This is a genomic window from Streptomyces goshikiensis, from assembly GCF_014650555.1.
Classification (GTDB): domain Bacteria; phylum Actinomycetota; class Actinomycetes; order Streptomycetales; family Streptomycetaceae; genus Streptomyces; species Streptomyces goshikiensis.
Genome location: NZ_BMVE01000003.1, coordinates 541,651 through 567,241, shown reverse-complemented (window position 1 = coordinate 567,241; position 25,591 = coordinate 541,651). Strand labels below are relative to the sequence as shown.

Genomic DNA, 25,591 nt, shown 5'->3' with positions numbered 1-25,591 from the left:
GCCGCGGGGTCAGCCGACCTGGATGCCGATCACACAGGTGTCGTCGTCGGTGTCGGACCGGCTCTCGGCGAGGAGGCGGTCCAGCCGCGCGTCCAGATCCCCGGCGCCGGCGGCCGCCGCCTGTACGAGGTGGCCGAGGGAGTCCTGCACCGAGGAGTCCCGGCGCTCCACCAGCCCGTCCGTGAACATCAGCAGGGTGTCATCGGGTTCGAGCCGCACCTCCCGCTCGACGTACCTGACGTCGGGCAGCGCGCCGAGGAGCAGGCCCTCGATGAGCGGGAACGCCCCCGCCTCCCCCTGCCGTACCAGTACGGGCGGCAGGTGTCCGGCGCGTGCCCAGCGCATCACCCGGGTGCTGGGGTCGAAGATCCCGCAGACGGCGGTGGCGGTCACGTGCTTGGCGAGATGGTGGGTGACCGTGTTGAGCCAGGACAGCAGCTGTCCGGGGCCCGCGCCGGTGACGGCCAGGCCGCGCAGGGCGTTGCGCAGGACGACCATGCCGGTGGCCGCCTCGATGCCGTGCCCGGCGACGTCGCCGACGGACAGCAGGATCAGTCCGGAGGGCAGCACCACGGTGTCGTACCAGTCGCCGCCGACGAGCGACTCGGTCTCGGCGGGGCGGTAGCGGACGCCGATCCGCATGCCGGGCGCCTCGATGGCCGCCGGGGTGGGCGGCATGATGGCGTGCTGGAGCTGGAGGGCCAGCCGGTTGCGTTCGGCGGACTCGGCCTCGGTGTGGGCGAGCTGGTCCCGCGTCGCGGCCAGCGCGACCTCGGTCCAGTGCTGGGCGGAGATGTCCTGGTAGGCGCCCCGTACCGCGTGCAGCCGCTCGTGCGCGTCGAGCACGGGCTCGGCGACGACCCGGATGTGGCGGGTGATCCCGTCGGCCCGCTGGAGGCGGAGGTTGACGGAGGCGGGGCGGCGGTGGCGGAGCACCGCCCGCAGGAAGCGGCCGAGGGCGGCGGAGTCGTCGGGGTGGGCGTAGCCGGGCAGTTCGCGCAGCCGTACGGGGGGCGCGGTGGGCGGGAGCCCGTGGAGCGCGTAGAGCTGCGCGTTCCAGGTGATCTCCCCGGTGGCGAGGTTCTCCTCGAAGCCGCCGATCCGGCCCAGGCGCTGGGCGTGCTGGAGGATGTCGGCGAGCCGGGCGGTCTCGTCCTCGATGCGCCAGAGCAGCAGGACCGCGGCGCCGTGCCGGCTGACGCTGATGTCGGCGACCGAGGTGAGCGGGATCTGGTCGACGAGCGCGGTCAGGCTCATGCGTTCGGCGCGGAAGGGTTCGCCCGTCGCGTGCACGCGCTCGATGATGTCGAACAGCCCGCTCTCGCCGGCGGCCATCGGGTAGGCCTCCAGCAGCAGCGCGCCGTTGACGTCGCCGCGCGGGCGGCCGACGGGGTCGACGAAGCGGCTGCTGGCGTGGCGGATGCGGAAGTCGGTGAGCCGGCCTTCGGGGTCGAGGACCGGGGTGAGGACGACCGCGGGGTCCTGGAGCCCCTCGGCGAGGTCGATCAGTTCGGAGACGTCCGGGAGCACCGCTTCGGCCACCGCGGGGTCGTGCGGGGGCGAGGTGTCCATGGTGCGGGCGCACAGTTCGGCGAGGGCCTCGATCTGGCGCTCTATCTGCGGCGGCTGCGGTGCCAGGGGCTGCGGCCAGCAGATTTCGAGGACCCCGTGGATGCGCCCGCCGGTGCCGGTCGGGGCGGCCATCCTGCCTCCCTCGGGCCACAGCAGGTGGCCGATGGAGGGCAGCCCTTCGCCGCTCAGGCGGTCGAGGGTGACCAGCCGGCGCTCGCGCAGCGCGAGGCGGGCGACGGTGGACACGCCCGGGGGCACGTGGCGCCAGCGCGCCGCCTCCCTCGGCGGGAAACCGGCGTGGCCGGCCAGGGCCAGCGAGCCGTCGGGGACCGCGGTCCACACGGCGACGGCGACCGCGCCCAGCGGCTCCAGCGCGTTGGTCAGGAGGGACTCGGCCACGGCCTGGGTGTCGTCGGCGGCGGCCAGCACGCCGCTCTCCGCGGTGCGCAGCCGTACCGCGACGGCGGTGGGCCGCTCGGCCTGCTCGGCCGCGCCGGTGCGCTCGACGAACTCGGCGGCGACCTCGGTGACGTGGTCGCGCGCGGCCTGGTTGACGATGTCGGCGGCGAGTTCGAGCGGGGACAGCCCGCTGTCGCGGCACAGCACGTCGAGCTGTCGTGCCGCCGCGGCCGGGGTGCAGTTCAGCTGCCCGATCAGGATGCCCTTGGCCAGTTCGACCAGGGCCCGGCCGTCGGCGGCGGCATGGGCCTGAAGCACCTCGCGGCGCAGGCGTTCGACGGTGGCGACGAGCCGGCCCATCGGGGTGGGGGCCTGGTGCGGGATGGGGGTCGCGGCTTCGGGCAGGTACTCGGCCGCGATCCCGGGCGCCGGCGCGTCGCCCGGCCGGTAGGTGTCGGAGGTCATCGGGTGAGCCAGTGCCGGACGCGGGCGATGAGGTCGTCGGCGTCCACGGGTTTGGTCACGTAGTCGCTGGCTCCGGAGGCGAGGCTCTTCTCCCGGTCCCCGGGCATGGCCTTGGCGGTGACCGCGATGATGGGCAGCGCCGCGTACTCCGGCATCCGGCGGATCTCCGCCGTGGCGGCGTAGCCGTCGAGCTCCGGCATCATCACGTCCATCAGGATGAGGTCGACGCCCGCGTGGCGGGTGAGGGCTTCGATGCCCTTGCGGCCGTCTTCGGCGTGCAGTACGCGGACGCCGTGCAGTTCGAGGACCCCGCTGAGGGCGAAGAGGTTGCGGGCGTCGTCGTCGACGACCAGGACGGTGTGTCCGGCGAGGTCGTCGACGGGCACGGGGGAGGTCTGGCGGCGCTGTGTGTCGCCCTGGACCAGGGGCAGTACGTCCCCCGGCTGGTCTGCGGACAGGTGCAGCACGATGCGCTCGCGCAGCTCGTCCAGGCTGGAGAGCAGTTCCAGGTGGCGCGCCGCGGGCCGGTCCCGCAGTGCCTTGTCCTGGCCGGTGCGCACACGGGGGTTGTTGTGGGCGAGGACCGGGAGGGAGGACAGGGCGGGGTCGCCGTCGAGGGCGTCGAGGAAGCGCAGGGCCTCTCCGTCGGGCATGTCGAGTTCGAGGACGACGCAGTGGAAGGAATCGGTGGCGAGGGCCGCGGCGGCTTCCCTGGAGCTGGTGGCGTTGACGATCTGGATGCCGCCGTGCTCTCCCGTCGGCTGGTGGCGGGGGGTGAAGTCGCGGTCGGCGCTCTCGGCGACGAGGGAGAGCAGGCCGTTGGGCCGTTCCTCGATGACCAGGAGGCGGCGGGCCTGGCGCTGCTGCGGGAGGGCGGCGCTCCCCGCGCGTCCGGGGCGGGCCGTTCCGGGCTCGGTGTGCCCGGACGCCTGGGCGGGCACACCGGCGAGGGCGGGCTCCTCGTGGTCGGCCCAGCTGACGGGCAGGTAGAGGGTGAAGGTGCTGCCCTGGCCCGGTGTGCTCTCCGCGGTGACGGCCCCGCCGAGGAGCTGGGCGATCTCTCGGCTGATGGAGAGCCCGAGGCCGGTGCCGCCGTACTTGCGGCTGGTGGTGCCGTCGGCCTGCTGGAAGGCGCCGAAGACGGATTCCAGCTGCTGCTCGGGGATGCCGATTCCGGTGTCCCGTACCCGGAAGGCGACGATGGCTCCGCGGCGGCGCAGACCTGCGGGGATCTCGGAGCCCGTCGCCGGTTCGATGCGGAGCTCGACGCCGCCGCGCTCGGTGAACTTGACGGCGTTGGAGAGCAGGTTGCGCAGGATCTGGCGCAGCCGCGAGTCGTCGGTGAGCAGGTCGGCCGGCGCGTCGGGGGCGGTGGTGACGGTGAAGTCGAGGCTCTTCTGCGTGGTCATCGGGCGGAAGGTGGCATCGACGTAGTCGAGCAGCTGTGGCAGGTGCACCCGCTCGGGGTTGATGTCCATCTTGCCGGCCTCGACCTTCGACAGGTCGAGGATGTCGTTGATCAGCTGGAGCAGGTCCGAGCCGGCGGAGTGGATGATGCCCGCGTACTCGACCTGCTTGGGGGTGAGGTTGCGGGTGGGGTTCTGGGCGAGCAGCTGGGCGAGGATGAGCAGGCTGTTGAGGGGGGTGCGCAGCTCGTGGCTCATGTTGGCCAGGAACTCGGACTTGTAGGTGGAGGCCAGTGACAGCTGCTGTGCGCGGGCCTCCAGCTCCTGCCTGGCCTGCTCGATCTGCAGGTTCTTGGCCTCGATGTCGCTGTTCTGGCTGGCGAGGAGGGCGGCCTTCTCCTCCAGTTCGGCGTTGGAGCGCTGGAGCTCCTCCTGCTGGACCTGGAGTTCCTCGGAGCGGGCCTGGAGTTCGCCGGTGAGCCGCTGGGACTCACCGAGGAGTTCGTCGGTGCGGGCGTTGGCGACGATGGTGTTGACGTTGACGCCGATGGTCTCCATCAGCTGGCCGAGGAAGTCGCGGTGCACGGGGGTGAAGGCGGTGAAGGAGGCGAGCTCGATCACGCCGAGGACCTGGTCGTCCACCACGATCGGCAGGATGATCAGGCTGCCCGGGGTGGTGTGACCGAGCCCGGAGGAGATCACGTAGCCGCCGGGGACCTGGTCGGTGGCGATGATCCGGTGGCTGCGGGCCGCCTGCCCGACGAGGGACTCGCCGAGGGCGAAGCCGGTGCCCTCGTCGGCGCCCGCGGGCCGGCCGTAGGAGCCGACGAGGGTGAGCACGGTACCGGCGGGGCCGTCCTCGGCGAGGTAGAAGGCGCCGTACTGGGCGGCGACCAGCGGCGTCAGTTCGTCCATGACGAGTTCGGCGACGGCGGCGAGGTCGCGGTGGCCCTGCATCAGGCCGGAGATCCGGGCCAGGTTGGACTTGAGCCAGTCCTGTTCCTGGTTGGCGCGGGTGCTCTCGCGCAGCGAGCCCACCATCGAGTTGATGTTGTCCTTGAGTTCCGCGACCTCGCCCGAGGCGTCGACGGTGATGGAGAGGGTGAGGTCCCCCTCGGCGACCGCGCTGGCGACCTCGGCGATGGCCCGGACCTGGCGGGTGAGGTTCCCGGCGAGTTCGTTGACGTTCTCGGTCAGGCGCTTCCAGGTGCCGGAGACTCCCTCGACCTCGGCCTGGCCGCCGAGCCGGCCCTCGCTGCCCACCTCCCGGGCCACCCGGGTGACCTCGGCGGCGAAGGAGGAGAGCTGGTCGACCATGGTGTTGATGGTGGTCTTCAGCTCCAGGATCTCGCCGCGGGCGTCCACGTCGATCTTCTTGGACAGATCGCCGTTGGCGACGGCCGTCGTCACGAGGGCGATGTTGCGGACCTGGCCCGTGAGGTTGTTGGCCATGGAGTTGACGTTGTCGGTCAGGTCCTTCCAGGTTCCCGCCACGTTGGGGACCCGTGCCTGGCCGCCGAGCCGGCCCTCGGTGCCGACCTCACGCGCGACGCGGGTGACCTCGTCGGCGAACGCGGACAGCGTGTCGACCATCGTGTTGATGACCCCGGCCAGCGCGGCGACCTCGCCCTTCGCCTCCACCACGATCTTCTGCGACAGGTCGCCGCGGGCGACGGCGGTGGCCACCTGGGCGATCGAGCGCACCTGGCCGGTCAGGTTGGAGGCCATCACGTTGACGTTGTCGGTGAGGTCCTTCCAGGTCCCGGAGACGCCCCGGACCGTGGCCTGGCCGCCCAGGTTGCCCTCGGTGCCGACCTCCCGGGAGACGCGGGTGACCTCGTCGGCGAACGCGGAGAGCTGGTCGACCATCGTGTTGATGGTCTCCTTCAGCTCCAGGATCTCTCCCCGGGCGTCCACTCTGATCTTCTGCGTCAGGTCGCCCTGCGCCACGGCGGTGGTGACCTCGGCGATCGAGCGGACCTGGGCCGTCAGGTTGTCGGCCATGACGTTGACCGATTCCGTCAGGTCCTTCCAGGTGCCGGAGACACCCTTGACGTCGGCCTGGCCGCCGAGCCGGCCCTCGGTGCCGACCTCCCGGGCGACGCGGGTGACCTCGCCGGCGAATCCGGAGAGCTGGTCGACCATCGTGTTGATGGTCTCCTTCAGCTCCAGGATCTCCCCGCGCGCGGTGACGTTGATCTTCTGGGAGAGATCGCCCTTGGCCACGGCGGTCGCGACCTGGGCGATGGAGCGCACCTGGGCCGTGAGGTTCCCGGCCATGAAATTGACCGAATCGGTGAGGTCCAGCCAGGCTCCCCCGACCCCGGGGACGTCCGCCTGGCCGCCCAGGGTTCCCTCGGTGCCCACCTCGCGGGCCACCCGGGTCACCTCGGAGGTGAACAGCGACAGCTGGTTGACCATCCCGTTGAAGACCGTGGCGATCTCGCCGAGCAGCCCGTCCGCCGCGTCGGGCAGCCGGGTGCGGAAGTCCCCGTCGCGTACGGCTGTGAGCCCGGCCAGCAGCAGCCGCAGTTCCGGCTCGCCGATCCCGCCCTCGCGCGGCACCACCGGCGCCCCGCTCAGTGAATCCGTACCCGCCCGCTCGGCCATCCGCCAACCCCACTCTCGATACCCGTCACCCCGGTGCGCGGGACCACCACCGGCACCGGGACATGGCTGAGCGCCCGGCCCGCCGGACCTCCCAGGCCTCGGCACCGGTCACTGAAGGCTAGCGCCGTCAAAGCGACGATAAGGCACGGCCGGTCACACCGGGGCCGCACCGGCCGGCACCCGTGACCGGCCGCGCGGGCAAGTGTCAGGCGCCGAGGGCTTCTTCCACGCTCGGGTGCACGGACAAGACCGTGTCGGCGCCGGTCAGGGCGAACAGGCGCCTCAGCTGTTCGCCGGGAGCGGCGATCCGCAGCCCCGTGGCGTGATGCAGCCTCAGCAGCAGGTTCAGGAAGGAGGAATCACCGAAGGTGATGGAGCTCGCGTCCAGCACCACGAGCCGGTGCCGGTCCGCGGCCGAGGCCAGTGCCTCCTCCAGAGGTCCGAGCGTGTCCTGGTCCAACTCCCCGCGCGCCGCCACCACCCATCCGGACCCGGCCGAGTAGCCGTTCCCGACCACGCCTTCTTGGTACGTGTCCCCTGCTCCGGTCATGTGCGCCTCCCCGGATCGTCACCTGTTCGTCCTCCGCTAGGGAGTATGCCTGCTCGCGCCGTGAAGGATGTCAAGGGGCCGGGCGCGGACCCGTTCCGTGCCCGGCCGCGCGGCCATCGCGACCCTCCCGGAAATTGATTTGATATTTGTTGTGTAGGACCCAGAAGTCGGGGCAGAAGCGCCCCGGCAGCCGTACGTCAACGGGAGGGAACGGCCACCATGTCTCGCTCGGCCACCGCCGTAAGCCCCATTCGTGCAACAGACACGCAGGTCAGGGGTTCCGTAAGTACACAAGAGGCGGAACTCCCCCAGGTGGTAAACGCCCGGGAGATGGCCCCTGGCGACGCACGCGAGCTGTCGAGGCTCTTCTTCGGCAGGTTGCGCGTCCTGGAGGAGGGGACGCGCGAGTACCAGTACGCGCGCAACACCCTGATCGAGATGAATCTCTCGCTCGTCCAGTTCGCGGCGCGCCGGTTCCGCGCCCGCGCGTTCGGCGGGGGCATCGACATGGACGACATCGTCCAGGTCGGAACCATCGGCCTCATCAAGGCGATCGACCGGTACGACCCCGAGCGCGAGGTGGAGTTCTCCACCCTCGCCCTCCCCTACATCACCGGTGAGATCAAGCGTCACTTCCGCGACACCACCTGGGCCGTGCACGTGCCCCGCCGTCTGCAGGAACTGCGTACGGAGCTCGCCAAGGCGCAGGAGTCCCTGACCGACGTGCTCGGCAGGGCGCCGACGGTCAAGGAGATCGCCCAGCACCTGGAGCTCCCCGAGGAGGAGGTCATCGAGGGGCTGGTCGCCGCCAACGGCTACACGAGCGGCTCCCTGGGCACCGCGGGCTCCGACGGGGACAACCAGTCCACGTCCAGCCGGGGTACGCGTCCGCTCGCCGAGAAGATCGGCGACAACGACCCCGCCATGGAGCTCTTCGAGGAGTTCCACACCCTCGCGCCCCTGCTGGAGAAGCTGGACGAGCGCGATCTGCTCATCCTGCGCATGCGCTTCGGCGAGGAGAAGACCCAGGCCGAGATCGGGGCAGAGCTGGGCATCTCCCAGATGCAGGTCTCCCGCATCCTGTCCCGGACCCTCACCCGGCTGCGCGCCGGGATGCTCAGCGGAGTGTAGGGAGCGGAGATGACCTCGTCGGCTCACGGACCCGACCGTCCCGTCCCGCCCCTCGGCGCGCAGCCGCGCCGAGGGGCGGGGCGGGCGGACGCGGTCGTACGGTGCGTGAGCCCGGGGAGCGGCGCGGCCGCGATGCTGACGGCCGCGCCCTTGCCGGACCGGCCGGGCGCGCGCCTCAGCGGCGACTGCGACCTCGACAGCCGTCAGGTCCTGGCCTCGGCACTCGGCATCGTGACCCGGATCCCCGGTCCCGTCGTCCATCTCGATCTGTCCGCCGTGATGTTCCTGGACGCGGCCGCGGTGGCCGCCCTGGTGCACGCGTCGGCTACCTTTACCGCTCAGGGCAGGCGCCTGTTGATCCACGACCCGCCCTACTCGCTCCGCAAGGTAGTCGAGATGTTCCCGGACGAATGCGCCGCGCTGGAGGTCGCAGCATGATCACTGTTCCGGCGCCTGCGGGCCCGGGGGCCTTCGTCCACCCTGCCCTCTTCTACCAGGACCTCGCGGAGTACGTCGCGGGGGTGGCCGGCTTCGTCCGCACCGCCCTGAGCGCCGACGAGCCGGTCCTCGTCGCCGTGCCGGGCCCGCACCTGGACGCCCTGCGCGGGAGCCTCGGCGCGGACGCGTCCGAGGTCGTCTGGACGGACATGACCGATGCGGGCCGCAACCCCGGCCGGATCCTGGCCGCGTTGCAGGACTTCGCCGACCACCACCCGGACCGGGCGGCCCGCATCGTCGGCGAGCCGATCTGGCCCGGGCGCACCCCTGCCGAGGTGCGGGAGGCCACGCGTCACGAGGCCCTCATCAACGCCGCCTTCGAGGGGCGCCGGGCGACCGTCCTGTGCCCGTACGACGTGCGGGGTCTGTCCGCGGCGGTGGTGGCCGATGCCCGGCGTACCCACCCCACGGTGATCGAGAAGGGCCGGGACCTGCCCAGCGCCGCCTACACCGACGTCGCGGCGGTCTCCGCCGACTGCGACGTCCCGCTGCCCGCACCCGACGGCGACGTGCTCCGGCTCGACTACGCCCACGGGGAGCTGTCGGCGGTGCGGCAGCAGGCCGAGAACTGGGCCCGCGGATCCGCCCTGACCCCGGCGCGCCGCGGCGACCTCGTGCTCGCCGTCAGCGAGGCGGCGGCCAACTCCCTTTCCCACGGGGGCGGCGCGGGAACGCTCCGCCTGTGGGCCGCGGAGGCGGGGGTCGTCGCCGAGATCCAGGACGGCGGCCATCTGGCCGACCCGCTGGCAGGACGGCGCCGTCCCGAGCTGGCGTCGGCCAACGGCGGCCGCGGCCTGTGGATGATCCATCAGCTGTGCGATCTGGTCGAGATCCGCGCCACGGACCGGGGCCTCACTTTGAGGCTCCACATGGCGACCCTGTGAGACCGTCGGTGTCCTACAATGTCACGGGCATGCTCGGGAGTCCCCGGGGCCGGACCAGCAGGACGTACACCACCGGTTCATGGACGGGGAACCGGCATCGACTGGCGGGGGTGAGAGACAACAGTGGAAACCATGGGACCGACGACAGGTGAACCCGTGCGCATCGGACCTCCTGTCGGCGGCCAGCGCCGCCGGCTCGCTCTGGCGGGTGTCCGCGGGCATGTGACGAAGGGGCGCGATTTCACGCGCCAGGCCTTGCGGGACTGGAACTGGGACGGAAACGCGACAGCCGATGACACCCTGCTGCTGGTGTCCGAGCTGCTGACCAACGCGTCGCTGCACGCCGACGGCTGCCTCGAACTCGTCCTCACGGGCGGGGAGGACGTGCTGCGGATCGAGGTGTTCGACGGCACGACGACGCTGCCCCGGCGCAATCCGACACCGCGGCAGGGCCTGCCCGGCGGGCACGGACTGTACATCGTGGAGCGGCTGTCCGATCGCTGGGGAACCCGCGTCCACGACCACGGCAAGGCCGTCTGGGCGGAGATCGAGGCCTCGCGGCTGACCTCCGGCGAGCCGGCGGGTTCGTAGCACCCTCAGCCCCCTGACCCCCTGACCCTCTGCCTCTCTGAGTCGCGCGAACCCCTTGTGGGACAAGGGAGTTCGCGCTGACGTGGGGGTGGAGGCCGGACCACGGGGTATCCGCGCACCATGGAGACCTCTTCGGAACGGCCGGGCGGCGCGCGCCGCCCGTGGTGGGGGCGGATCGCCATCGCCCTCGCGGTGCTCGTGGTGCTGGTCGTGCTCGTGGAGCGGTTCAGCCTGCTTCCGGGATTCGGCGGCCTGTGGGGTGAGGAAACCCGGGACCGGTCCGGTCCCGCGCTGCTCAAGTCGATCCAGGACATGGACCGCTACGAGGGCGCCGTGGGCAACTTCCAGGTCGTCGTGGACCTGGAGAAGGACGCGGCGTTCCTGCCGGACGCGATCCGTGGCACCCGCACCCTCTATGTCGGCGCCGGCACCGTCGGCGGCTACGTCGAGCTGGGCGGACTGGGCGAGCAGAGCGTCACGGTCGACTCCGACCGCACGAAGGCCTCGATCCGGCTGCCGCACGCGGTGCTCGGCGCCGCGGCCCTCGACCCCGAGCGCTCGTACGCGGTGTCGAAGCAGCGCGGGCTGCTGGACCGGCTCGGAGACCTGTTCTCGGACAATCCGTCCGGCGAGCAGGCCGTACAGAAGCTGGCCGCACAGCACATAGAGGAGGCCGCTCGCGAGAGCGGCCTCGTCCAGCGCACCGAGAAGAACACCACGGCGATGCTGGAGAACCTGCTGCGCTCCCTGGGCTTCCGGGAGGTGACGGTCAGCTACGGGTGACGGCCGAGGCCGGCGGCCGCGCACAGGTGCCCGTGACCTTCGGGAACCGTGTGCGCGGCCGCCGGCCTCCGGCAGCCTCAAGCGGACAGGGTCACATGTGACCGACGAACGGACCGCCGAAGGGGCCGAGACCGTAGTACGACCCCAGCTGCTCCCGGTAGCCGGTGTCGTCGAGGTGGTCCTCGCGGACGAACTCCGGAGCGGACTTGATCTGCTCCTTGGACAACTCGACGTAGATCTTCTCCTCCGCAGCATCGATGCGCGAGACCGTACCGGCCGGGAGCAGGACCTCCTTGCCGAAGATCCACGGGCCGGTGTCGACGACGATGTACGCGGACCCCGCCTCGTCCGAATGCTTGTCGACCTTGCCGATGCTGCCGTCCTCGGCCTCGACCTTGTAGCCGGTCAGGTCCACGCCCTCCAGGCGGCCGGACGTCTCGCGGTAGCCCCACGCGTTCTCGGTCATGGCAGGTTTCTCCTCGCCGGTTGATTTCTTCGGACGATGCCTTCGGAAATCCGCCTGCCCGGCGGCCGTTCTTCCATGCGCGGGAATTGGCATGGGGCCGTCGGGGGCGGGTAGCCGCGCCTGCAAGGTCCCTGCCGGCGGGGCCGCGCCCCGGTGCGCGGCCCCGCCGACGACACGGAAGGGGTGCGCATGTCGCACGTCGAAGAGCACGTCGAGGTCAACGTCCCCATATGCACGGCGTACAACCAGTGGACCCGGTTCGGACCGTTCCCCGCCTTCACGGGCGCCCGGCGGGACGAGGGCTGAACGCGATGAGAGTCGGCGGAGCTCGCACAGCGGCCCGGTCCGCATCCCGGTCCGCGTCCCGGGGCGGCACGGTCAGGGAGGTCACCGCGCGCTGCGGTCTGGTGGCGCGCGGAGTGCTGTACGTACTGATAGGAATGCTGGCCGTACGGGTCGCCTTCGGCGACGGGGGCGGCAAGGAGGCCGACCGGCAGGGCGCCCTCCAGGAACTCGCGGGGAAGCCCTTCGGCGGTGTCCTCATCTGGGCCGTGGCCATCGGGCTGGTCGGCATGGCGCTGTGGCGCCTGTCGGAGGCGGCTTTCGGCGCGGCCGGTCCGGACGGGGACAAGCCGCTGAAGCGGCTGGCCTCGGCAGGACGCGCCGCCTTCTACGCCGTCGCCGCGTTCTCCGTGTTCACCTTCGCGGCGGGCGGTGGCGGGCGCTCCGGCGACGAGGAGTCCCGCGATGCGACGGCGAAGGCGCTGGAGCTGCCCGCCGGCCAGTGGCTGGTGGGGGCGGCGGGGGTCGGGATCGCCGTCGCGGGTGTGGTCATCGCGGTCCAGGCGGCGCGGTGCAAGTTCCGCAAGCACCTCGCGTTGGGCGGGCTCTCTGCCCGCTGGCGCCGGGCCGTGGACTTCCTCGGTGTGACGGGCGGCCTGGCCCGTGGCGCCGTGTTCGCCACGGCCGGCGGCTTCCTCGTCTTCGCGGCGGTGCGTTACGACCCGGCGCAGGCGAAGGGGATGGACGACACCCTGCGGTCGTTCACCCTCACGGCGGCGGGCCCGTGGCTGCTGGTCGCGGTCGCCGCCGGGCTGGTGCTGTTCGGGGTGTTCTCCTGGGTGGCGGCCCGGTGGCGCGAGGTCTGACCTGCGCGCCACCGGCGCTCCGCCGGGACCGTCAGCGGGGGTCGCGGCGCCCGAGCCGGATGCCGGCCCACGGCGCCCGCGCCGGGCTCGGGCCCTCGTCCGGGCCCGGACCCGGCTTCGGCGCCCGCTCCGGCGCCGGCTCCGAGCCCGGCCGCCACTTCCACTTCGGCTTCGGCTCGGGGCTCGGCTCCGGCTTGTGCTTCGTCTCCGAGCCCGGCTCCGGCTTCCTCTGCGGCTCCGGGGCCGTCTTCGGCTGGGGCTTCGTCTCCGAGCCCGGCTCCTGGCCCCGCTGCGGGGCCGTCTTCGGCTGCGGCCTCGGCGGCGGTACGGTCCCGGCCGCCGGCCGGACCGCCACCTCGCGCCGGGTCCAGCGGTGCCACCAGTGGTGACGGCGGGGATGTACGGCGCGCCCGAGCCGCCGGCCGATCAGCAGGTACCCAAGGAGCGCCCCGGTGGTATTGAGGATGACGTCGTCGATGTCGAAGACCCGCCCGGTAACCAGGGCGCCCTGGATCAGCTCCACCAGCGTCATCAGGCAGAGCGTCACGACGGCGACCCGCACCAGCCCCCTGGCCGGGGGCAGCAGCACGGGCAGGAGCACGCCGAACGGCAGGCCGAGCAGCAGGTTCCCGCCCAGCTGGCGCACGGCCTCGGTCGTCGAGGTCCCGTGCAGGTAGGCGTCGATCGAATGGCCGGGCTGCACATTGCTGTGGACGAGGTCCACGGAGGCCGCCGACGGCTCCAGTGTCAGCCGGGCCAGCACCAGGCTGAACAGCACCGTCCCGGCGAACGCCGCCACCATCGCCAGGGCCCGCCCGACCGGGGACACGGGGCCGTGTCGCCTCCCGGGGACCGGTACGACCTCTTCCGCGGACTTCTCGTCGCGCCACCGCGCGTGCCTCTGTGTCATGCGGGCGCGTCTACCCCCTGGGGGAACCCCGAAGCGCGCGCCCCGCGGCGCTCAGCGGCCGCAGCCCTCGGGAGCGCCGGTCAGCCGGGAGGCGTCGAACTCCGCCCAGACCACCTTGCCGGTGCCATGGGCACGGGAGCCCCAGCCGTCGGCGAGCCGCTGCACGATGTACAGGCCGCGGCCGCCCGGTACGCCGACCCGGCGCACGGCCTGCGGGCGGGGCGGCTCCGTGTCGCCGTCGACCACCTCGATGCGCAGGTCCTCACCGGCGGTGAGGACGAGCTCGTGGCACCCGCCCGCGTGCAGGGCGGCGTTGGTCAGCAGCTCCGACACCACGAGGAGGGCGTCCTCGGCGCTCTCGCGCCGGTCCCATCCCCAGTCCCGCAGGGCATGCCGCGTGAAGTCCCTGCCCTTGCCGACCGCGCCCCGGATGCCGCGCAGGTCGAGCCTGCGCCGCTGGAACGTGACCGGCGTTTCCGTACACATGGGCCCGCCGACGGCTGCCCTCTTCGTATTCACTGTCGCCTCACCCCGGCCGATGCCTCTGCTCTGCTCTGTTGGATGAACGCGAGCGGCAGCCGTCACGCGGTCACCGTCGCCAGGTTCCGCGTATGCCCGCGCTGATCGCCCGGACACATGCGGACCCACTGGCGCGGACCGGCTCAGAACCACCGCCGCGTCCGCCGGGGGCTTCCCGGCGGACGCGGCGACTGCTTTACGGGGGGAGGCCGGCCGGTCAGCCCGGGCAGGATCCGGCGCAGAGGGAGCCGATCGTGTAGGTCCCGGCGAGGTTGCCACGGTTACCCGCCGTGGTGCTGCCGATGCGGTTCGTGTAGTTGATGCCGTGGTAGTAGTGGAACCGGCTGCCCGTGTGGTTGTAGACGGAGCGGGTGTTCGTACCCGCCCGCATCCACGAGCACTGGGAGCGGGTGTCGGTGGAGTTCCCCGACCACTGGCACTTCTGCCCGCCGCCGTCCTTCTCCGAGTAGAAACAGATCCAGCCCGACGCACAGTTGTCGTAGCCGGTGGCCGATGCCGCCCCGGCTTGCGCCGCGGGCGCGAGCGCGAGTGCGGCACCGAAGAATCCGGTGGTCATGGCCAGTGCGAACCTCGTACGACGATTCACTGCCCCTCCTACGGCCTGCCCGCACGGTGCGGGCGGGCGCTGGGGAAAAGTCTGGTCGGTGGATGGATCCGCCGACTACGGGTGATTCGGCCAGTTCATCCGTGTTCGGTTCCCATCAGCACCATTCGAGGCTTTTCCGGCCGGACATCCGCGACGCCCCAGGTCGGGGGGCATGGACGTTCGAGTGTGGCCGCGGGACGTGCGATTCGCGGGCCGGGACCCTCCGAACGGGCTACGCGCGCCGGGGAGCGGATGCCGCGCGGCGTCGGCGCTGGTGGGATGGGGGTGCGCGGGCTCGTCCCGTGCCCCGCCGCCCGCCCGGTGCCCGCCGCCCGGCCGGGGGTCCTGCCCGCCGAGGAGGGCCGATGCGCCGCTATCCGCCGATCGCCGATCACGGCCTGATCGGAGACCTGCAGACCTGCGCGCTCGTCTCCTCCGAGGGCGTGCTCGACTGGTTCTGCTCGCCCCGGTTCGACTCCCCCAGCATCTTCGCGGGCCTCCTGGACCACGAGCGCGGCGGTTTCTTCGCCCTCACGGCCGACGCGCCGCACGTCACCACCCGCCAGCTGTACCTCGCCGACACCGCCGTGCTGGTGACACGGTTCCTGACCTCCGACGGCGTCGGCGAGGTGGTCGACTTCATGCCCGTCCGGGAGCCGCGCACCGCCACCGACCGGCACCGGATCGTGCGCATCCTGCGCGTGGTGCGCGGGCGGGTGCGGTTCACGCTGGAGTGCCGGCCCCGCTTCGACTACGGCCGCCTGCCCCATGACCTGGTCGTGGACGGCGCCACCGCGCGGTTCGCCGGGCCCGGCACGCACGCCCACCTCCAGGCCCTCGGTCCCGTTCCGCTGGAGGCCGACGGCCCTGACGTGCGGGCCGCCATCGTGCTGGAGGCCGGGGAACGCGCCGCGGTGGTGCTCACCGTCTGTGACGCCGACGGCCCGGCGCCCGCGGCGACGTCGGTGGACGAGGTGCTGGAGAGCTATCTGCGGGTCAACCGGTTCTGGCACGGCTGGATGAGCCGCTGCCGCTACCGGGGCCGCTGGCAGCAGATGGTCAACCGCTCCGCGATCACCCTCAAGCTCCTCACCTACGCGCCCAGCGGCGCGCCGATCGCGGCGCCCACCATGGGCCTGCCCGAGCAGGAGGGCGGTGAGCGCAACTGGGACTACCGCTACACCTGGATCCGTGACGCCTCGCTGTCGGTGCGCGCGATGCGCGAGATCGGCTTCACCGAGGAGGCCGACGCCTTCCGCGCCTGGCTGGGCCGGCGGGTCATGGCCGGCCCGGCGCCCAGCGGCGAACCCTTGCAGATCATGTACCGCGTGGACGGCGACCCCCACCTGGCGGAGGAGGTCCTCGGCCATCTGGAGGGCTGGCGGGGATCGGCGCCCGTACGGGCCGGCAACGGCGCCGCCGGCCAGTTGCAGCTGGACGTCTACGGCGAGGTCGTCTACGCCCTGGCGCAGGCCGCCACCCTCACCGAGGCGGTCGGGTACGACGGCTGGCAGCGCTCCGCGGAGATCCTGGACTGGCTCTGCGACCACTGGGACCGGCCGGACGAGGGCATCTGGGAGACCCGCGGCGGCCGCCAGGACTTCACGTACAGCCGCCTGATGTGCTGGGTGGCCATGGACCGGGGCGTCCGCCAGGCCACCCTGCTCGCGCGCCCCGCCGACGTGGCCCGCTGGACCGCGACCCGGGACGCCGTGATGCGGCAGATCATGGAGCGGGGCTGGGACGGGGAGCGCCGGGCCTTCGTCCAGCGCTACGGCAATCCGGTCCTGGACGCCTCGCTGCTGCTGATGCCGGTGGTCGGTTTCATCAGCCCGCGCGATCCCCGCTGGCTGTCCACCCTCGACGCGATCGACCGCGAGCTGGTCTCCGACAGCCTCGTCTACCGCTACGACCCGGCCGCCTCGCCCGACGGACTGCGTGGCTCGGAGGGCACGTTCTCGCTGTGCAGCTTCCTGTACGTGCACGCCCTGGCCCGAGCGGGCCGGCTCCAGCAGGCGCGCTACGCCTTCGACAAGATGCTCACGTACGCGAACCACGTCGGCCTCTTCGCCGAGGAGATCGGGCCGACGGGCGAGCAACTGGGCAATTTCCCTCAGGCGTTCACCCACCTCGCGCTGATCACCGCCGCGCTCGCCCTCGACGAGGAACTCGACCGGGCCCCGGCCGAGGGCGGCTGGGAGTGACGGGGGACGGTGACCGGTGCGGTCGTTCCCCGCCCCGTCGGCCGTCCGGGTGACGGCGGACAACGACCGCACCAGGCGGCGCGTACCTACCGCCGGCCGGCCCTACGGTGTGCCGCATGGCCCACGACGAGCCCCCCGGCGCCGACGGCGCCGATGAGGCCCTCGAAGACGATCCGCGGTTCGCCGCCGCGCGCCTCAAGGAGCGCCTCTACGCGTCCATCACCATGATCTCGGTCGTGATCGGCCTCGCCGCGGCCGAGCACGCCGATGCGGTGGGAGCGGCCGCGACCGTACTGACGGCCGCGGTCGGACTGTGGCTGGCCGCACTGGTCGCGGACCAGCAGGCCCACCGCGTCGTCCACGGCCGGCTGGCGACGGGCCACGAGCTGCGCGCCATGCTGGCCGTCAGCAGCCCGCTGCTGGTGTCCGCCGCCGGGCCGCTGGTGCTGATCGGCGCGGCCGCGCTCGGGGTGATGGAGCTGGACACCGCGCTGCTGACGGCGGCCGCGGTGAACGTCGCGACCCTGTTCGCCTGGGGCTGCTTCGGCGGGATCCGGATGGGCGGCGGCACGGTCTCCGCATTGCTGGCGGGCGCCTTGGACGCGGCCATCGGCACCGCCGTCGCGCTGGTCAAGGCGGCCGCCGGCCACTGACCGCCGGTGTCGGCGCACCGGGAGCGGATCGGCCGCCACCGACACCGCTCAGTGCTCGGCCGGGGCAAGCTCCTGAGCGGCCCGCTTCGCCTCCCGGCGGCGCAGCGCGTCCTCGTCCGTGTCGGCGTCGTAGGTGACCAGCTTCGGCAGCATCGCGGTCAGCATCGCCACCGCGGCCACGCACATCAGGCCGCCGCTCCAGAACGCCGAGCGGGTGCCGGTCCAGCCCGCCACCGTGCCCGCGCGGACCTGGCCGAGCTGTGGGCCGACGCTGTACGAGAGCACCTCGATGCCCGCGAGCCGGCCCCGTAGCTCCTCGGGGATGGTCTGGTTCCAGATCGTCGCCCGCCCGAGGCCGCTGAGCATGTCGCCGGCGCCGGCCACGGCCAGGCACACCAGGACCACCCCGATCTGGCTGAACCAGCCGGCGGCCGCGATGGCCACGCCCCAGACACCGGCTCCGAAGATCACGAGCAGTCCGTGCCGCCGCACCCGCGACGTCCATCCGCTGGTCAGGCCGATCGCCAGCCCGCCGATCGCGCCCGCCGAGTACATCAGTCCCAGTGCCCACACCGCGTCGAGCTCGTCCGCGAGGAAGGGGAAGAGGGTGTTGGGGAAGGCGAAGAACATCGCGGCGAGGTCAACGGCGTACGTGCCGAGCAGGACCGGCCGGCTCCACGCGTACCGGGCTCCCTCGGCGATGCCGCGCAGCGCGGGGCGTTCGGCGCCGCCGGCCGGCGGCGCCGGGGACAGCCGGGTGCACAGGCCGACCGAGACGACGAACCCGACGGCGGTGACTCCGTAGGCGGCCCCGTATCCGGCGTACGCCACCACCAGTCCGGCCAGGGCGGGTCCCGAGATGGCGCCGATCTGGTAGCGCAGCGAGTTGAGCGCGGCCGCGGCGGTCTGCTGCTCGTGCGGCACGATGCGCGCCATCATCGAGTCCAGGGCGGGGCGCTGGAGTCCGGCCAGCGCGGAGACGCCGGCGGCGACCACGTACAGGGGCCACAGCAGCGGGTCCGGCAGCAGCGCGTTGACCAGCAGCACCACGGCGAGGACGCCGAGCCCGGCCTCGGTCAGCAGGATCACGCGTCTGCGGTCCAGGGCGTCGGCGAGGGCTCCGCCGTACAGGCCGAAGACGACCAGCGGTACGAGTTCCACCGCGCCCATCACGCCCACCGCGAGCGGCGAGTCCGTGAGTTCCTTGATCTGCAGGGGCAGCGCGATCATCGCCATGGCGGAGGCGAAGAAGGTCACCACGCCTTGGAAGAAGAGCAGTCGGAAGTCCCGGCTGGAACGCCACGGAGCGAGATCGGGAAGCAGACGGGACACACGGGACAGGAGGGACGAAGCTGGAGCACTCACAACGGTCCATCCTCAGCGACGCCGCCGCGCGCGGGCAAAGCATTTTCCGCGTGCCCGGTGCCGCCGTGGGGGCCTCAGGGAGTGACGATGGCGAAGTCCGGGTCGGGGTCGGTGAGGTGTCCGATCAGCTCGGCCAGCCGGGCGGGGTCGCCACTGACCTGGGCGCGGCCCGCGGCCACCAGGTCCGGGAGGACCGCCTGGCCGAGCAGGATGCCGCGCAGGGAGGCCTCGTCCAGGGTGATCTCGACGTCGGGTTCGCCGACGGCCGGTCCGAGGCCACGGACGTGGGTGAGCACCCCGTTGCGCAGGCGCAGGGTGCTGGGCTCGCGGCCGTCGGGGAACCGCCAGCGGACGGTGATGTCGGCGTCCCAGCTGCGCGGGCCGTCGACGCGGATCGCGAGGGAGTCGAAGAGCTGGTCGAGGGTGAGGGCGGCCAGCATGTCCTCGGAGACGGCGCTGGCGGGGGTGCCGACGGTGCCGTGGCGCAGTTCGAGGGCGCCGGTGAGGAAGAAGTTGCGCCAGGTGCCGTTCTCGCTGCCGTAGCCGAGCTGTTCCAGGGCGTCGGCCTGGAGGGCGCGGGCGCCGGCGTGGTCCGGGTCGGCGAACAGGACGTGGCCCACGACCTCGACGACCCAGCGGAAGTCGCCTTCGGCGTACGAGGCGCGGGCGCGGCTCAACACCGTGTCGGCGCCGCCCATGAAGTCGACGTACCGGGTGGCGGCCTCGGTGGGCGGGTGGGCCCACAGGCGGGCCGGGTTGCCGTCGAACCAGCCCATGTACCGCTGGTAGACGGCCTTGGTGTTGTGGCTGACCGAGCCGTAGTAGCCGTGCGTGTGCCAGGCGCGTTCCAGCGCCGGGGGCAGCCGCAGCTCCTCGGCGATCTCCGGTCCGGTGCGGCCCTGGTTGAGCAGGCGCAGCGTCTGGTCGTGGAGGTACGCGTACAGGTCGCGCTGCTCGGAGAGGAAGGTGAGGGCGTCCTCGCGGCCCCAGACCGGCCAGTGGTGGGAGGCGAAGACGACGTCGGTGGCGTCGCCGAACAGCTGGACGGCCTCGGTGAGGTAGTGGGCCCAGTCGTGCGGGTCGCGGACCTGGGCTCCGCGCAGGGTGAGCAGGTTGTGGAGGTTGTGGGTGGCGTTCTCGGCGGTGCACAGGGCGGCGTGGCCGGGGAAGTGGATGTTCAGTTCGGCCGGGGCTTCGGTGCCGGGGGTCATCTGGAAGACCATGCGGATGCCGTCGACGGTCTCGCTCTGCCCGGTGTGGGTGATGGAGAGCGTCGGCGGGATGAGGGTGACCGTGCCCGTCGAGTTAGTGGCGCCCAGCCCCGAGCTGATCTGGCCGCGGGGGCCCTTGGAGAGGGCGGCGCCGTACATGTAGGCGGCGCGGCGGGACATGGCGGTGCCGGCGTAGACGTTCTCGCTGACGGCGTGCTCCATGAACCCCGCCGGGGCGATCACCGGTACGCCGCCCTCGACCTCCTCGACGCCGATCACGCCCTTGACGCCGCCGAAGTGGTCGACGTGGCTGTGCGTGTAGAGGACCCCGGTGACGGGCCGGTCGCCGCGGTGGCGGCGGTAGAGGGCGAGCGCGGCGGCGGCGGTCTCCGTCGAGACGAGCGGGTCGATGACGAGGATGCCGCGCTCGCCCTCGACGAGGGTCATGTTCGACAGGTCGAAGCCCCGCACCTGGTAGATCCCGGGGGTCACCTCGAACAGGCCGTGCCCCGTGACCAGCCGGCTCTGGCGCCACAGGCTCGGGTTGGCGGTGGGCGGGCAGTCCTCGGCCAGGAACCCGTAGGCGTTCAGGTCCCACACCACGCGGCCGTCGGCGGCGCGGATCGCGGACTCCTCGACCGTGGCGATGAAGCCCCGGCGCTCGTTCTCCAGGTCGCGGGTGTCGTCGAAGGGGAAGCGCCGCAGCACGCCGGCGTTGGCCTCGGCGATCGGGGGCTCGGCGTCCCGGGGAGAAGCGTTCACAGACCGTCCTGCCTCTCAGCGGGCCGTGGGCCGGCACCCGTGTCGGTGGAGCCCCGTCCCCACCCTGGGCCCGCGCGGTGGCGCGGGCCAGCGCGCCTGCTCCATTCAGATCACGCCGCGGACCAGGGGCGGCCGCCGGTGTGGTGGGCGAGGGGGGCGTGCGGGTCCTCGCCCGTGGGGGTATGGCCCGTGTGATCGGTGTGGTCGGTGTGGACGGTCGCGGCGGTCAGCCGGGGGACGGCGTGGATGAGCGCGTGCTCGGCCGCCACCGCCAGGGCGTGGGCCTGGATGACGGTCAGGTGCGCGTCGACGACGATGTCGGCCTCCGCCCGCAGGGCGTGGCCGATCCAGCGCATCCGGACCGGCCCCGCGCCCCGTACCCCGGCCACGCCGCGCAGCGCCTCCTGTGCGGTTTCGACGAGGCCGGGGTCGACGCCGTCCATCAGGCGCCGGCCGACCGCGCGGGCGGCGCCGACGAGGGCGTGGAGGATCGCGGCAGTGATGAGCAGCCCGACGACCGGGTCCACGGCCGGCAGGCCGAGCGCGGCGCCGCCCGCGCCGAGGAGGACGGCGAGGGAGGCGAAGCCGTCCGTACGGGCGTGCAGCCCGTCGGCGATCAGGGCGGCCGAGCCGATCCTGCGGCCGGTACGGATGCGGTAGCGGGCCACCCACTCGTTGCCGGCGAACCCGGCCAGCGCCGCCCCGGCCACGGCCCACAGGTGGGTGAGGTCGCGGGGGTGCAGCAGCCGGTCGACGGCCGTCCAGGCGGTCACGGCGGCGGAGGCGGCGATGGCCGCCACGATCAGCATGCCGGCGAGGTCCTCGGCACGGCCGTAGCCGTAGGTGTACCGGCGGTCGGCCGCGCGGCGCCCGAGCAGGAAGGCGATGCCGAGCGGGACGGCGGTCAGGGCGTCGGTGGCGTTGTGGATCGTGTCGCCGAGCAGGGCCACCGACCCCGACAGGGCGGTGATGACGGCCTGGACGGCGGTGGTGAGCCCGAGGACGAGCAGGGAGAGCCACAGCGTGCGCATGCCCTCGCGGGAGGTCTCCATGGCGGTGTCGACCTTGTCGGCCGGCTCGTGGCCGTGCGGGCGCAGCCGGTGGGCCAGCCGGTGCCTCAGCCGTGCCGGGCGGGTTCCGCCGGGGCCGTGGGCATCGTGGCCGTGGTGGTGGGCGTGTGAGTGCCGTTTCCCCTCCATGACCACACGGTGGCACAGGGAATCCGTTGCGGCTACAGCCGTCGTACGGCCTGTGACCAGGTGCGACGCCCTCGCATCTGCGCCCGGGGAGCACGAGCGGCGCGCGGGCCCCGCCGCTGCGGGCGGGGCCCTCGGCGGACTAGAACATGCGGGTCCAGTCCGTCGCCGGCATGCCGAAGGTACGGGCGGCGGCGGTGGCGACGGCCGGCGGGGCGGTGCCGTCGTTGGAGCCGACGGTGTTGTCGCGGCCCGCGTTGAAGACGTCGTCCTCGGCGACCTGGACGTGGTTGTTGTTGCCCAGGACGAACACGTAGTGGGAGTCGCCGTCGACGGGCGCGGCCAGAGCCGGGGACGCCACGGCGGAGAGGGCGCCGGCGGCGGCCAGGACGGTCAGGGCGGCAAGGGCACGGCTGCGGACGGATCGCTTCACGACATCGCCTTTCACACGGAGGACTGGGGTCACGCCCCCAGAACGTAGGGGCAGCCCGCCGCCCGCCGCCCCGCGACACACAGGAGCCCGCGCCCGATGGCTCCGTTCGGCGGCGGGGGTTCTTACGGATCCGTGACGGGCGGCCCCGCATCCGGTTCGGCGCGGCGCGAGCGGCATAGCGTCGGGGCATGCGTGTACTTGTGACTGGAGGAGCGGGCTTCATCGGCTCGCACATCGTCGCCGAGCTGGCCGAACGCGGGCACGAGCCCGTGGTGTTCGACCTGGCGGCGGACGGGCGGGACGTACGGGACGCCGGGCAGGTGCGGCAGGCCCTGGCCGGGATCGACGCCGTCTGCCACCAGGCGGCCAAGGTCGGTCTCGGCAAGGACTTCGGGGACGCCCCCGGGTACGTCAGCGCGAACGACCTCGGTACGGCGGTCCTGCTGTCCGCGATGGCGGAGGCGGGCGTACGGCGGCTGCTGCTCGCGGGGTCGATGGTGGTCTACGGCGAGGGCCGGTACGAGTGCCCCGCGCACGGGGTGGTCCGGCCCGGGCCGCGCGCCGAGGCCGATCTGCGGGCGGGCCGCTTCGAGCCGCGCTGCCCCGGCTGCGGCGCCGAGCTGGTGCCCGGGCTGGTCGGCGAGGACGCGCCGATGGACCCGCGGAACGTCTACGCCACCACGAAGCTGACCCAGGAACACCTCTCCGCCGCCTGGGCGCGGGCCACCGGCGGGCACGTGGTCTCGCTGCGCTACCACAACGTCTACGGGCCCGGGATGCCCCGCGACACGCCGTACGCCGGGGTCGCCGCGCTGTTCCGCTCCGCGCTGGCCCGGGGCGAGGCGCCGCGGGTGTTCGAGGACGGCGGGCAGCGGCGGGACTTCGTCCACGTACGGGACGTCGCGGCGGCCAACGCGGCGGCGCTGGAGGCCCTGCCGGAGGGGCCCGTGGGCGGCTTCGCGGCGTACAACGTGGGCAGCGGTGATCCCCGTACGGTCGGCGACATGGCCAAGGCCCTGGCCGCCTCGTACGCGGGCCCCGACCCGGTCGTCACCGGCGAGTACCGGCTGGGCGACGTACGGCACATCACCGCCGACTCGGCGCGGCTGCGCCGGGAGCTGGACTGGCGCCCGGTGGTGCCGTTCGCCGCCGGGATGGCCGAACTGGCGGCCGGCCCGGCGGCGGGGACGGCGTCAGGGGCGCGCCTGACGCTCTGGCCTACGCCGGAGCCGGGGCCGGAGCCGGAGCGGCCGCCGGGGCCGGGAGGGTCAGTTCGAAGCGGCAGCCACCGGAGACGTTGCTGACGTCCGCGCGGCCGGCGTGGGCCTCGACGATGCCGCGGACGATCGCGAGGCCGAGGCCCGCGCCCGCCGGAGGGGTCCGCGCCGGGGTGCCCCGCCAGCCGGTGTCGAAGACGCGCGGGAGGTCCTCCTCCGGGATGCCCCCGCAGGCGTCGGTGACGGACACCACCACCGCCCCCGCGCGGCGTTCGGCGGCGATCGCGACCGTGCCGTCGGCCGGGGTGTGGCGGATCGCGTTCACGAGGAGGTTGGACAGCACCCGGGACATCTCCTTGCCGTCCACCTCCACCGGGAGCGCCGCGACACCCTCGCCGACCAGCCGGACGCCGTGCTCCCGGGCGAGCGCGTCGACGCCGGTCAGGGCGTCGCCCACCAGGTCGTAGAGGGACATCCGGGTGCGGCTGAGGCTGAGCGCGCCCGCGTGGATGCGGGAGAGCTCGAAGAGGTCGCCGACCATGGAGTTGAGGCGGTCGACCTCGGTGCGCATCTGGCGGTGGTAGCGGGCCGGGTCGGCGGCCATGCCGTCCTCCAGCGCCTCCGACATCGCGCGCAGCCCGGCCAGCGGGGTGCGCAGGTCGTGCGAGATCCAGGCGACCAGCTCGCGCCGGGAGGTCTCCAGGGCCCGCTCGCGTTCGCGGGAGGCCGCCAGCCGCTCGCTGGTGAGGGCCAGCTCGCGGCTGAGCGCGGCGAGTTCGGCGGGGGCGGGGACGGCGGGCGCCGTGAAGGTGCCGTCCTCGCCGAAGACGCGGGCTGCGCCGACGAGTTCCCGGCAGCGCAGCACGACCTGCCGCCCGAGGAGCAGCGCGGTGGCCAGGGAGACGGCGGCGGCCACCGCGGCGACCGTCGTGACCACGGCCAGGTCGTGGGAGGACAGGAACATCGCCCATGCCACGGCGAGGGTGCCGGCGAGCATCGCGGACACGGCGACGGCCGCGACGACGGCGAGGGAGACGGCGACGCTGCGCCGGCGCAGTATCCGCAGGGCCACGGCTCCCAGGAGTCCGGCGGCGCCCGCGCCGAGCAGGGCGTAGAGGGCGATCAGCAGCAGGTCACGCACGGTCGGCCACCGCCGTCGGGGAGGGCTGGGCGTCGAAGCGGTATCCGGCGCCCCAGACGGTCTGGATCAGCCGGGGGCTCGCCGGATCGTCCTCGATCTTTCCCCGGAGCCTGCGGACGTGGACGGTGACGGTGGACAGGTCCCCGAAGTCCCAGCCCCACACCTCGCGCATCAGCCGCTCCCGGTCGCAGACCTCCCCCGGGTGCCGCAGGAAGTAGGCGAGGAGGTCGAACTCCCTCAGGGTGAGGGCTAGTTCCGTACCGTCCTTGGCCGCCCGGCGGCCCGCCGGGTCCAGGGTCAGGCCCGCCGCGGCGAGCCGGGGGCCGGCGGCAGGGGCCGCGGCCGGGGTGGCGGCGACCCGGCGCAGCACCGACTGCACGCGCAGGACCAGCTCGCGCGGGCTGAACGGCTTCGTCACGTAGTCGTCCGCCCCGACCTCCAGGCCGAGGATCCGGTCGTCCTCGTCACCGCGGGCGGTGAGCATGATGACGGGGACGGGCGGGGTCCCGGCCTCCCGGGCGCGCAGCCGGCGGCAGACCTCCAGCCCGTCCATGCCGGGCAGCATGAGGTCGAGGACCACCAGGTCCGGGCGGTGTTCCTCGGCGGCGCGCAGTGCGGCCGGTCCGTCGCCGGCCAGCCGCACCGCGAACCCGGCGCGGTCGAGGTATCCGGCGACGACCTCCGAGACGGTGGGGTCGTCGTCCACGACGAGGACGCCGCGCACGCCCTCGTCCGTACTCTCCGCGTTGTTCGCTGCTGCCATGGCTCAAGACTGACATCCGCGCGGGCCGGGTCGTGGCCGGGGCGGCGCCCGTCGGGAGGGCGTCCGCGTTTCGTAAGGACTCAAAGCCCCATTCGTCCGCCGCCGCT

22 protein-coding genes are annotated in these 25,591 nt (G+C 73.1%); 9 read left to right on the top strand and 13 right to left on the bottom strand.

All coding sequences use genetic code 11. The features are described from left to right. Positions 1–9 precede the first annotated feature (9 nt). The 3 genes from IE248_RS12675 to IE248_RS12665 all read right to left on the bottom strand — a co-directional run bounded on the left by IE248_RS12675 (position 10) and on the right by IE248_RS12665 (position 7,002). Complete coding sequence (locus IE248_RS12675; RefSeq protein WP_190030763.1) at positions 10–2,436, bottom strand: SpoIIE family protein phosphatase; 2,427 nt, start codon at positions 2,434–2,436, stop codon at positions 10–12. Then, positions 2,433–6,452, bottom strand: coding sequence for a HAMP domain-containing hybrid sensor histidine kinase/response regulator (locus IE248_RS12670; protein WP_229895275.1), 4,020 nt, complete (start codon positions 6,450–6,452; stop codon positions 2,433–2,435). Before IE248_RS12670 ends, IE248_RS12675 begins: the two co-directional genes overlap by 4 nt. Positions 6,453–6,657: 205 nt before the next feature. Continuing rightward, a complete protein-coding gene (locus tag IE248_RS12665) occupies positions 6,658–7,002 on the bottom strand; it encodes an STAS domain-containing protein (protein WP_008744023.1) in 345 nt (114 codons plus the stop codon). A 219-nt stretch (positions 7,003–7,221) separates the two neighbouring features. Here IE248_RS12665 and IE248_RS12660 point away from each other — a divergent pair, with 219 nt between their 5' ends. The 5 genes from IE248_RS12660 to IE248_RS12640 all read left to right on the top strand — a co-directional run bounded on the left by IE248_RS12660 (position 7,222) and on the right by IE248_RS12640 (position 10,889). Further along, positions 7,222–8,133 (top strand): SigB/SigF/SigG family RNA polymerase sigma factor, encoded by a 912-nt coding sequence (locus IE248_RS12660; RefSeq protein ID WP_190030762.1) that lies wholly within the window; start codon positions 7,222–7,224, stop codon positions 8,131–8,133. A 9-nt stretch (positions 8,134–8,142) separates the two neighbouring features. Next, positions 8,143–8,571, top strand: coding sequence for an STAS domain-containing protein (locus IE248_RS12655; protein ID WP_190030761.1), 429 nt, complete (start codon positions 8,143–8,145; stop codon positions 8,569–8,571). Next, entirely contained in the window at positions 8,568–9,515 is a 948-nt protein-coding gene (locus IE248_RS12650) for an anti-sigma factor RsbA family regulatory protein (protein WP_190030760.1), read from the top strand. The genes IE248_RS12655 and IE248_RS12650 overlap by 4 nt, the downstream gene beginning before the upstream one ends. 132 nt (positions 9,516–9,647) lie before the next feature. Then, entirely contained in the window at positions 9,648–10,106 is a 459-nt protein-coding gene (locus IE248_RS12645; RefSeq protein WP_073798768.1) for an ATP-binding protein, read from the top strand. Between the two features lie 120 nt (positions 10,107–10,226). Then, positions 10,227–10,889, top strand: a complete 663-nt coding sequence (locus IE248_RS12640) for a DUF4230 domain-containing protein (RefSeq protein ID WP_190030759.1) — start codon at positions 10,227–10,229, stop codon at positions 10,887–10,889. A 91-nt stretch (positions 10,890–10,980) separates the two neighbouring features. On the opposite strand, the gene IE248_RS12635 is transcribed toward IE248_RS12640, so the two are convergent. Further along, on the bottom strand, positions 10,981–11,355 hold the full coding sequence (locus tag IE248_RS12635; RefSeq protein ID WP_008744029.1) for a PRC-barrel domain-containing protein: 375 nt from the start codon (positions 11,353–11,355) through the stop codon (positions 10,981–10,983). Positions 11,356–11,666: 311 nt separating this feature from the next. Here IE248_RS12635 and IE248_RS12625 point away from each other — a divergent pair, with 311 nt between their 5' ends. Further along, the gene (locus IE248_RS12625; RefSeq protein ID WP_373301509.1) at positions 11,667–12,503 is read left to right on the top strand and encodes a DUF1206 domain-containing protein; all 837 of its coding nucleotides are present in this window, start codon (positions 11,667–11,669) and stop codon (positions 12,501–12,503) included. Positions 12,504–12,534: 31 nt separating this feature from the next. Here IE248_RS12625 and IE248_RS38555 read toward each other — a convergent pair whose 3' ends face one another. From IE248_RS38555 to IE248_RS12610, 3 genes are all read right to left on the bottom strand, one after another. Beyond that, positions 12,535–13,413, bottom strand: a complete 879-nt coding sequence (locus IE248_RS38555; RefSeq protein ID WP_373301508.1) for a VanZ family protein — start codon at positions 13,411–13,413, stop codon at positions 12,535–12,537. A 51-nt stretch (positions 13,414–13,464) separates the two neighbouring features. Then, positions 13,465–13,899 carry an ATP-binding protein gene (locus IE248_RS12615; protein WP_037799019.1) on the bottom strand — a complete coding sequence of 145 codons (435 nt, stop codon included), beginning with the start codon at positions 13,897–13,899 and terminating at the stop codon, positions 13,465–13,467. 250 nt (positions 13,900–14,149) lie between these two features. Continuing rightward, complete coding sequence (locus tag IE248_RS12610; RefSeq protein ID WP_037799016.1) at positions 14,150–14,509, bottom strand: peptidase inhibitor family I36 protein; 360 nt, start codon at positions 14,507–14,509, stop codon at positions 14,150–14,152. 395 nt (positions 14,510–14,904) lie between these two features. Here IE248_RS12610 and IE248_RS12605 point away from each other — a divergent pair, with 395 nt between their 5' ends. Next, positions 14,905–16,743, top strand: coding sequence for a glycoside hydrolase family 15 protein (locus IE248_RS12605; RefSeq protein ID WP_190030758.1), 1,839 nt, complete (start codon positions 14,905–14,907; stop codon positions 16,741–16,743). Between the two features lie 116 nt (positions 16,744–16,859). Further along, positions 16,860–17,396, top strand: coding sequence for a hypothetical protein (locus tag IE248_RS12600; protein ID WP_190030757.1), 537 nt, complete (start codon positions 16,860–16,862; stop codon positions 17,394–17,396). Between the two features lie 48 nt (positions 17,397–17,444). Here the strand turns inward: IE248_RS12600 and IE248_RS12595 are convergent, their stop codons facing one another. From IE248_RS12595 to IE248_RS12580, 4 genes are all read right to left on the bottom strand, one after another. Beyond that, positions 17,445–18,728, bottom strand: coding sequence for an MFS transporter (locus IE248_RS12595; RefSeq protein WP_190030756.1), 1,284 nt, complete (start codon positions 18,726–18,728; stop codon positions 17,445–17,447). A gap of 107 nt (positions 18,729–18,835) precedes the next feature. Next, entirely contained in the window at positions 18,836–20,734 is a 1,899-nt protein-coding gene (locus IE248_RS12590) for an alkyl/aryl-sulfatase (protein WP_229895274.1), read from the bottom strand. 110 nt (positions 20,735–20,844) lie between these two features. Next, positions 20,845–21,933 carry a cation diffusion facilitator family transporter gene (locus IE248_RS12585; protein ID WP_190030755.1) on the bottom strand — a complete coding sequence of 363 codons (1,089 nt, stop codon included), beginning with the start codon at positions 21,931–21,933 and terminating at the stop codon, positions 20,845–20,847. Positions 21,934–22,072: 139 nt separating this feature from the next. Further along, the gene (locus IE248_RS12580; RefSeq protein WP_037799002.1) at positions 22,073–22,363 is read right to left on the bottom strand and encodes a hypothetical protein; all 291 of its coding nucleotides are present in this window, start codon (positions 22,361–22,363) and stop codon (positions 22,073–22,075) included. A 188-nt stretch (positions 22,364–22,551) separates the two neighbouring features. Between IE248_RS12580 and IE248_RS12575 the strand changes: the two genes are divergently transcribed. Continuing rightward, positions 22,552–23,667: an NAD-dependent epimerase/dehydratase family protein gene (locus IE248_RS12575; protein WP_190030754.1), complete on the top strand. Its 1,116-nt coding sequence runs from the start codon at positions 22,552–22,554 to the stop codon at positions 23,665–23,667. Here the strand turns inward: IE248_RS12575 and IE248_RS12570 are convergent. Together IE248_RS12570 and IE248_RS12565 are read right to left on the bottom strand one after the other, a co-directional pair. After that, positions 23,582–24,721, bottom strand: coding sequence for a sensor histidine kinase (locus IE248_RS12570; protein WP_073798761.1), 1,140 nt, complete (start codon positions 24,719–24,721; stop codon positions 23,582–23,584). The genes IE248_RS12575 and IE248_RS12570 overlap by 86 nt on opposite strands. Next, positions 24,714–25,484 (bottom strand): response regulator transcription factor, encoded by a 771-nt coding sequence (locus IE248_RS12565; protein ID WP_190030753.1) that lies wholly within the window; start codon positions 25,482–25,484, stop codon positions 24,714–24,716. The genes IE248_RS12570 and IE248_RS12565 overlap by 8 nt, the downstream gene beginning before the upstream one ends. Between the last annotated feature and the right edge of the window lie 107 nt (positions 25,485–25,591).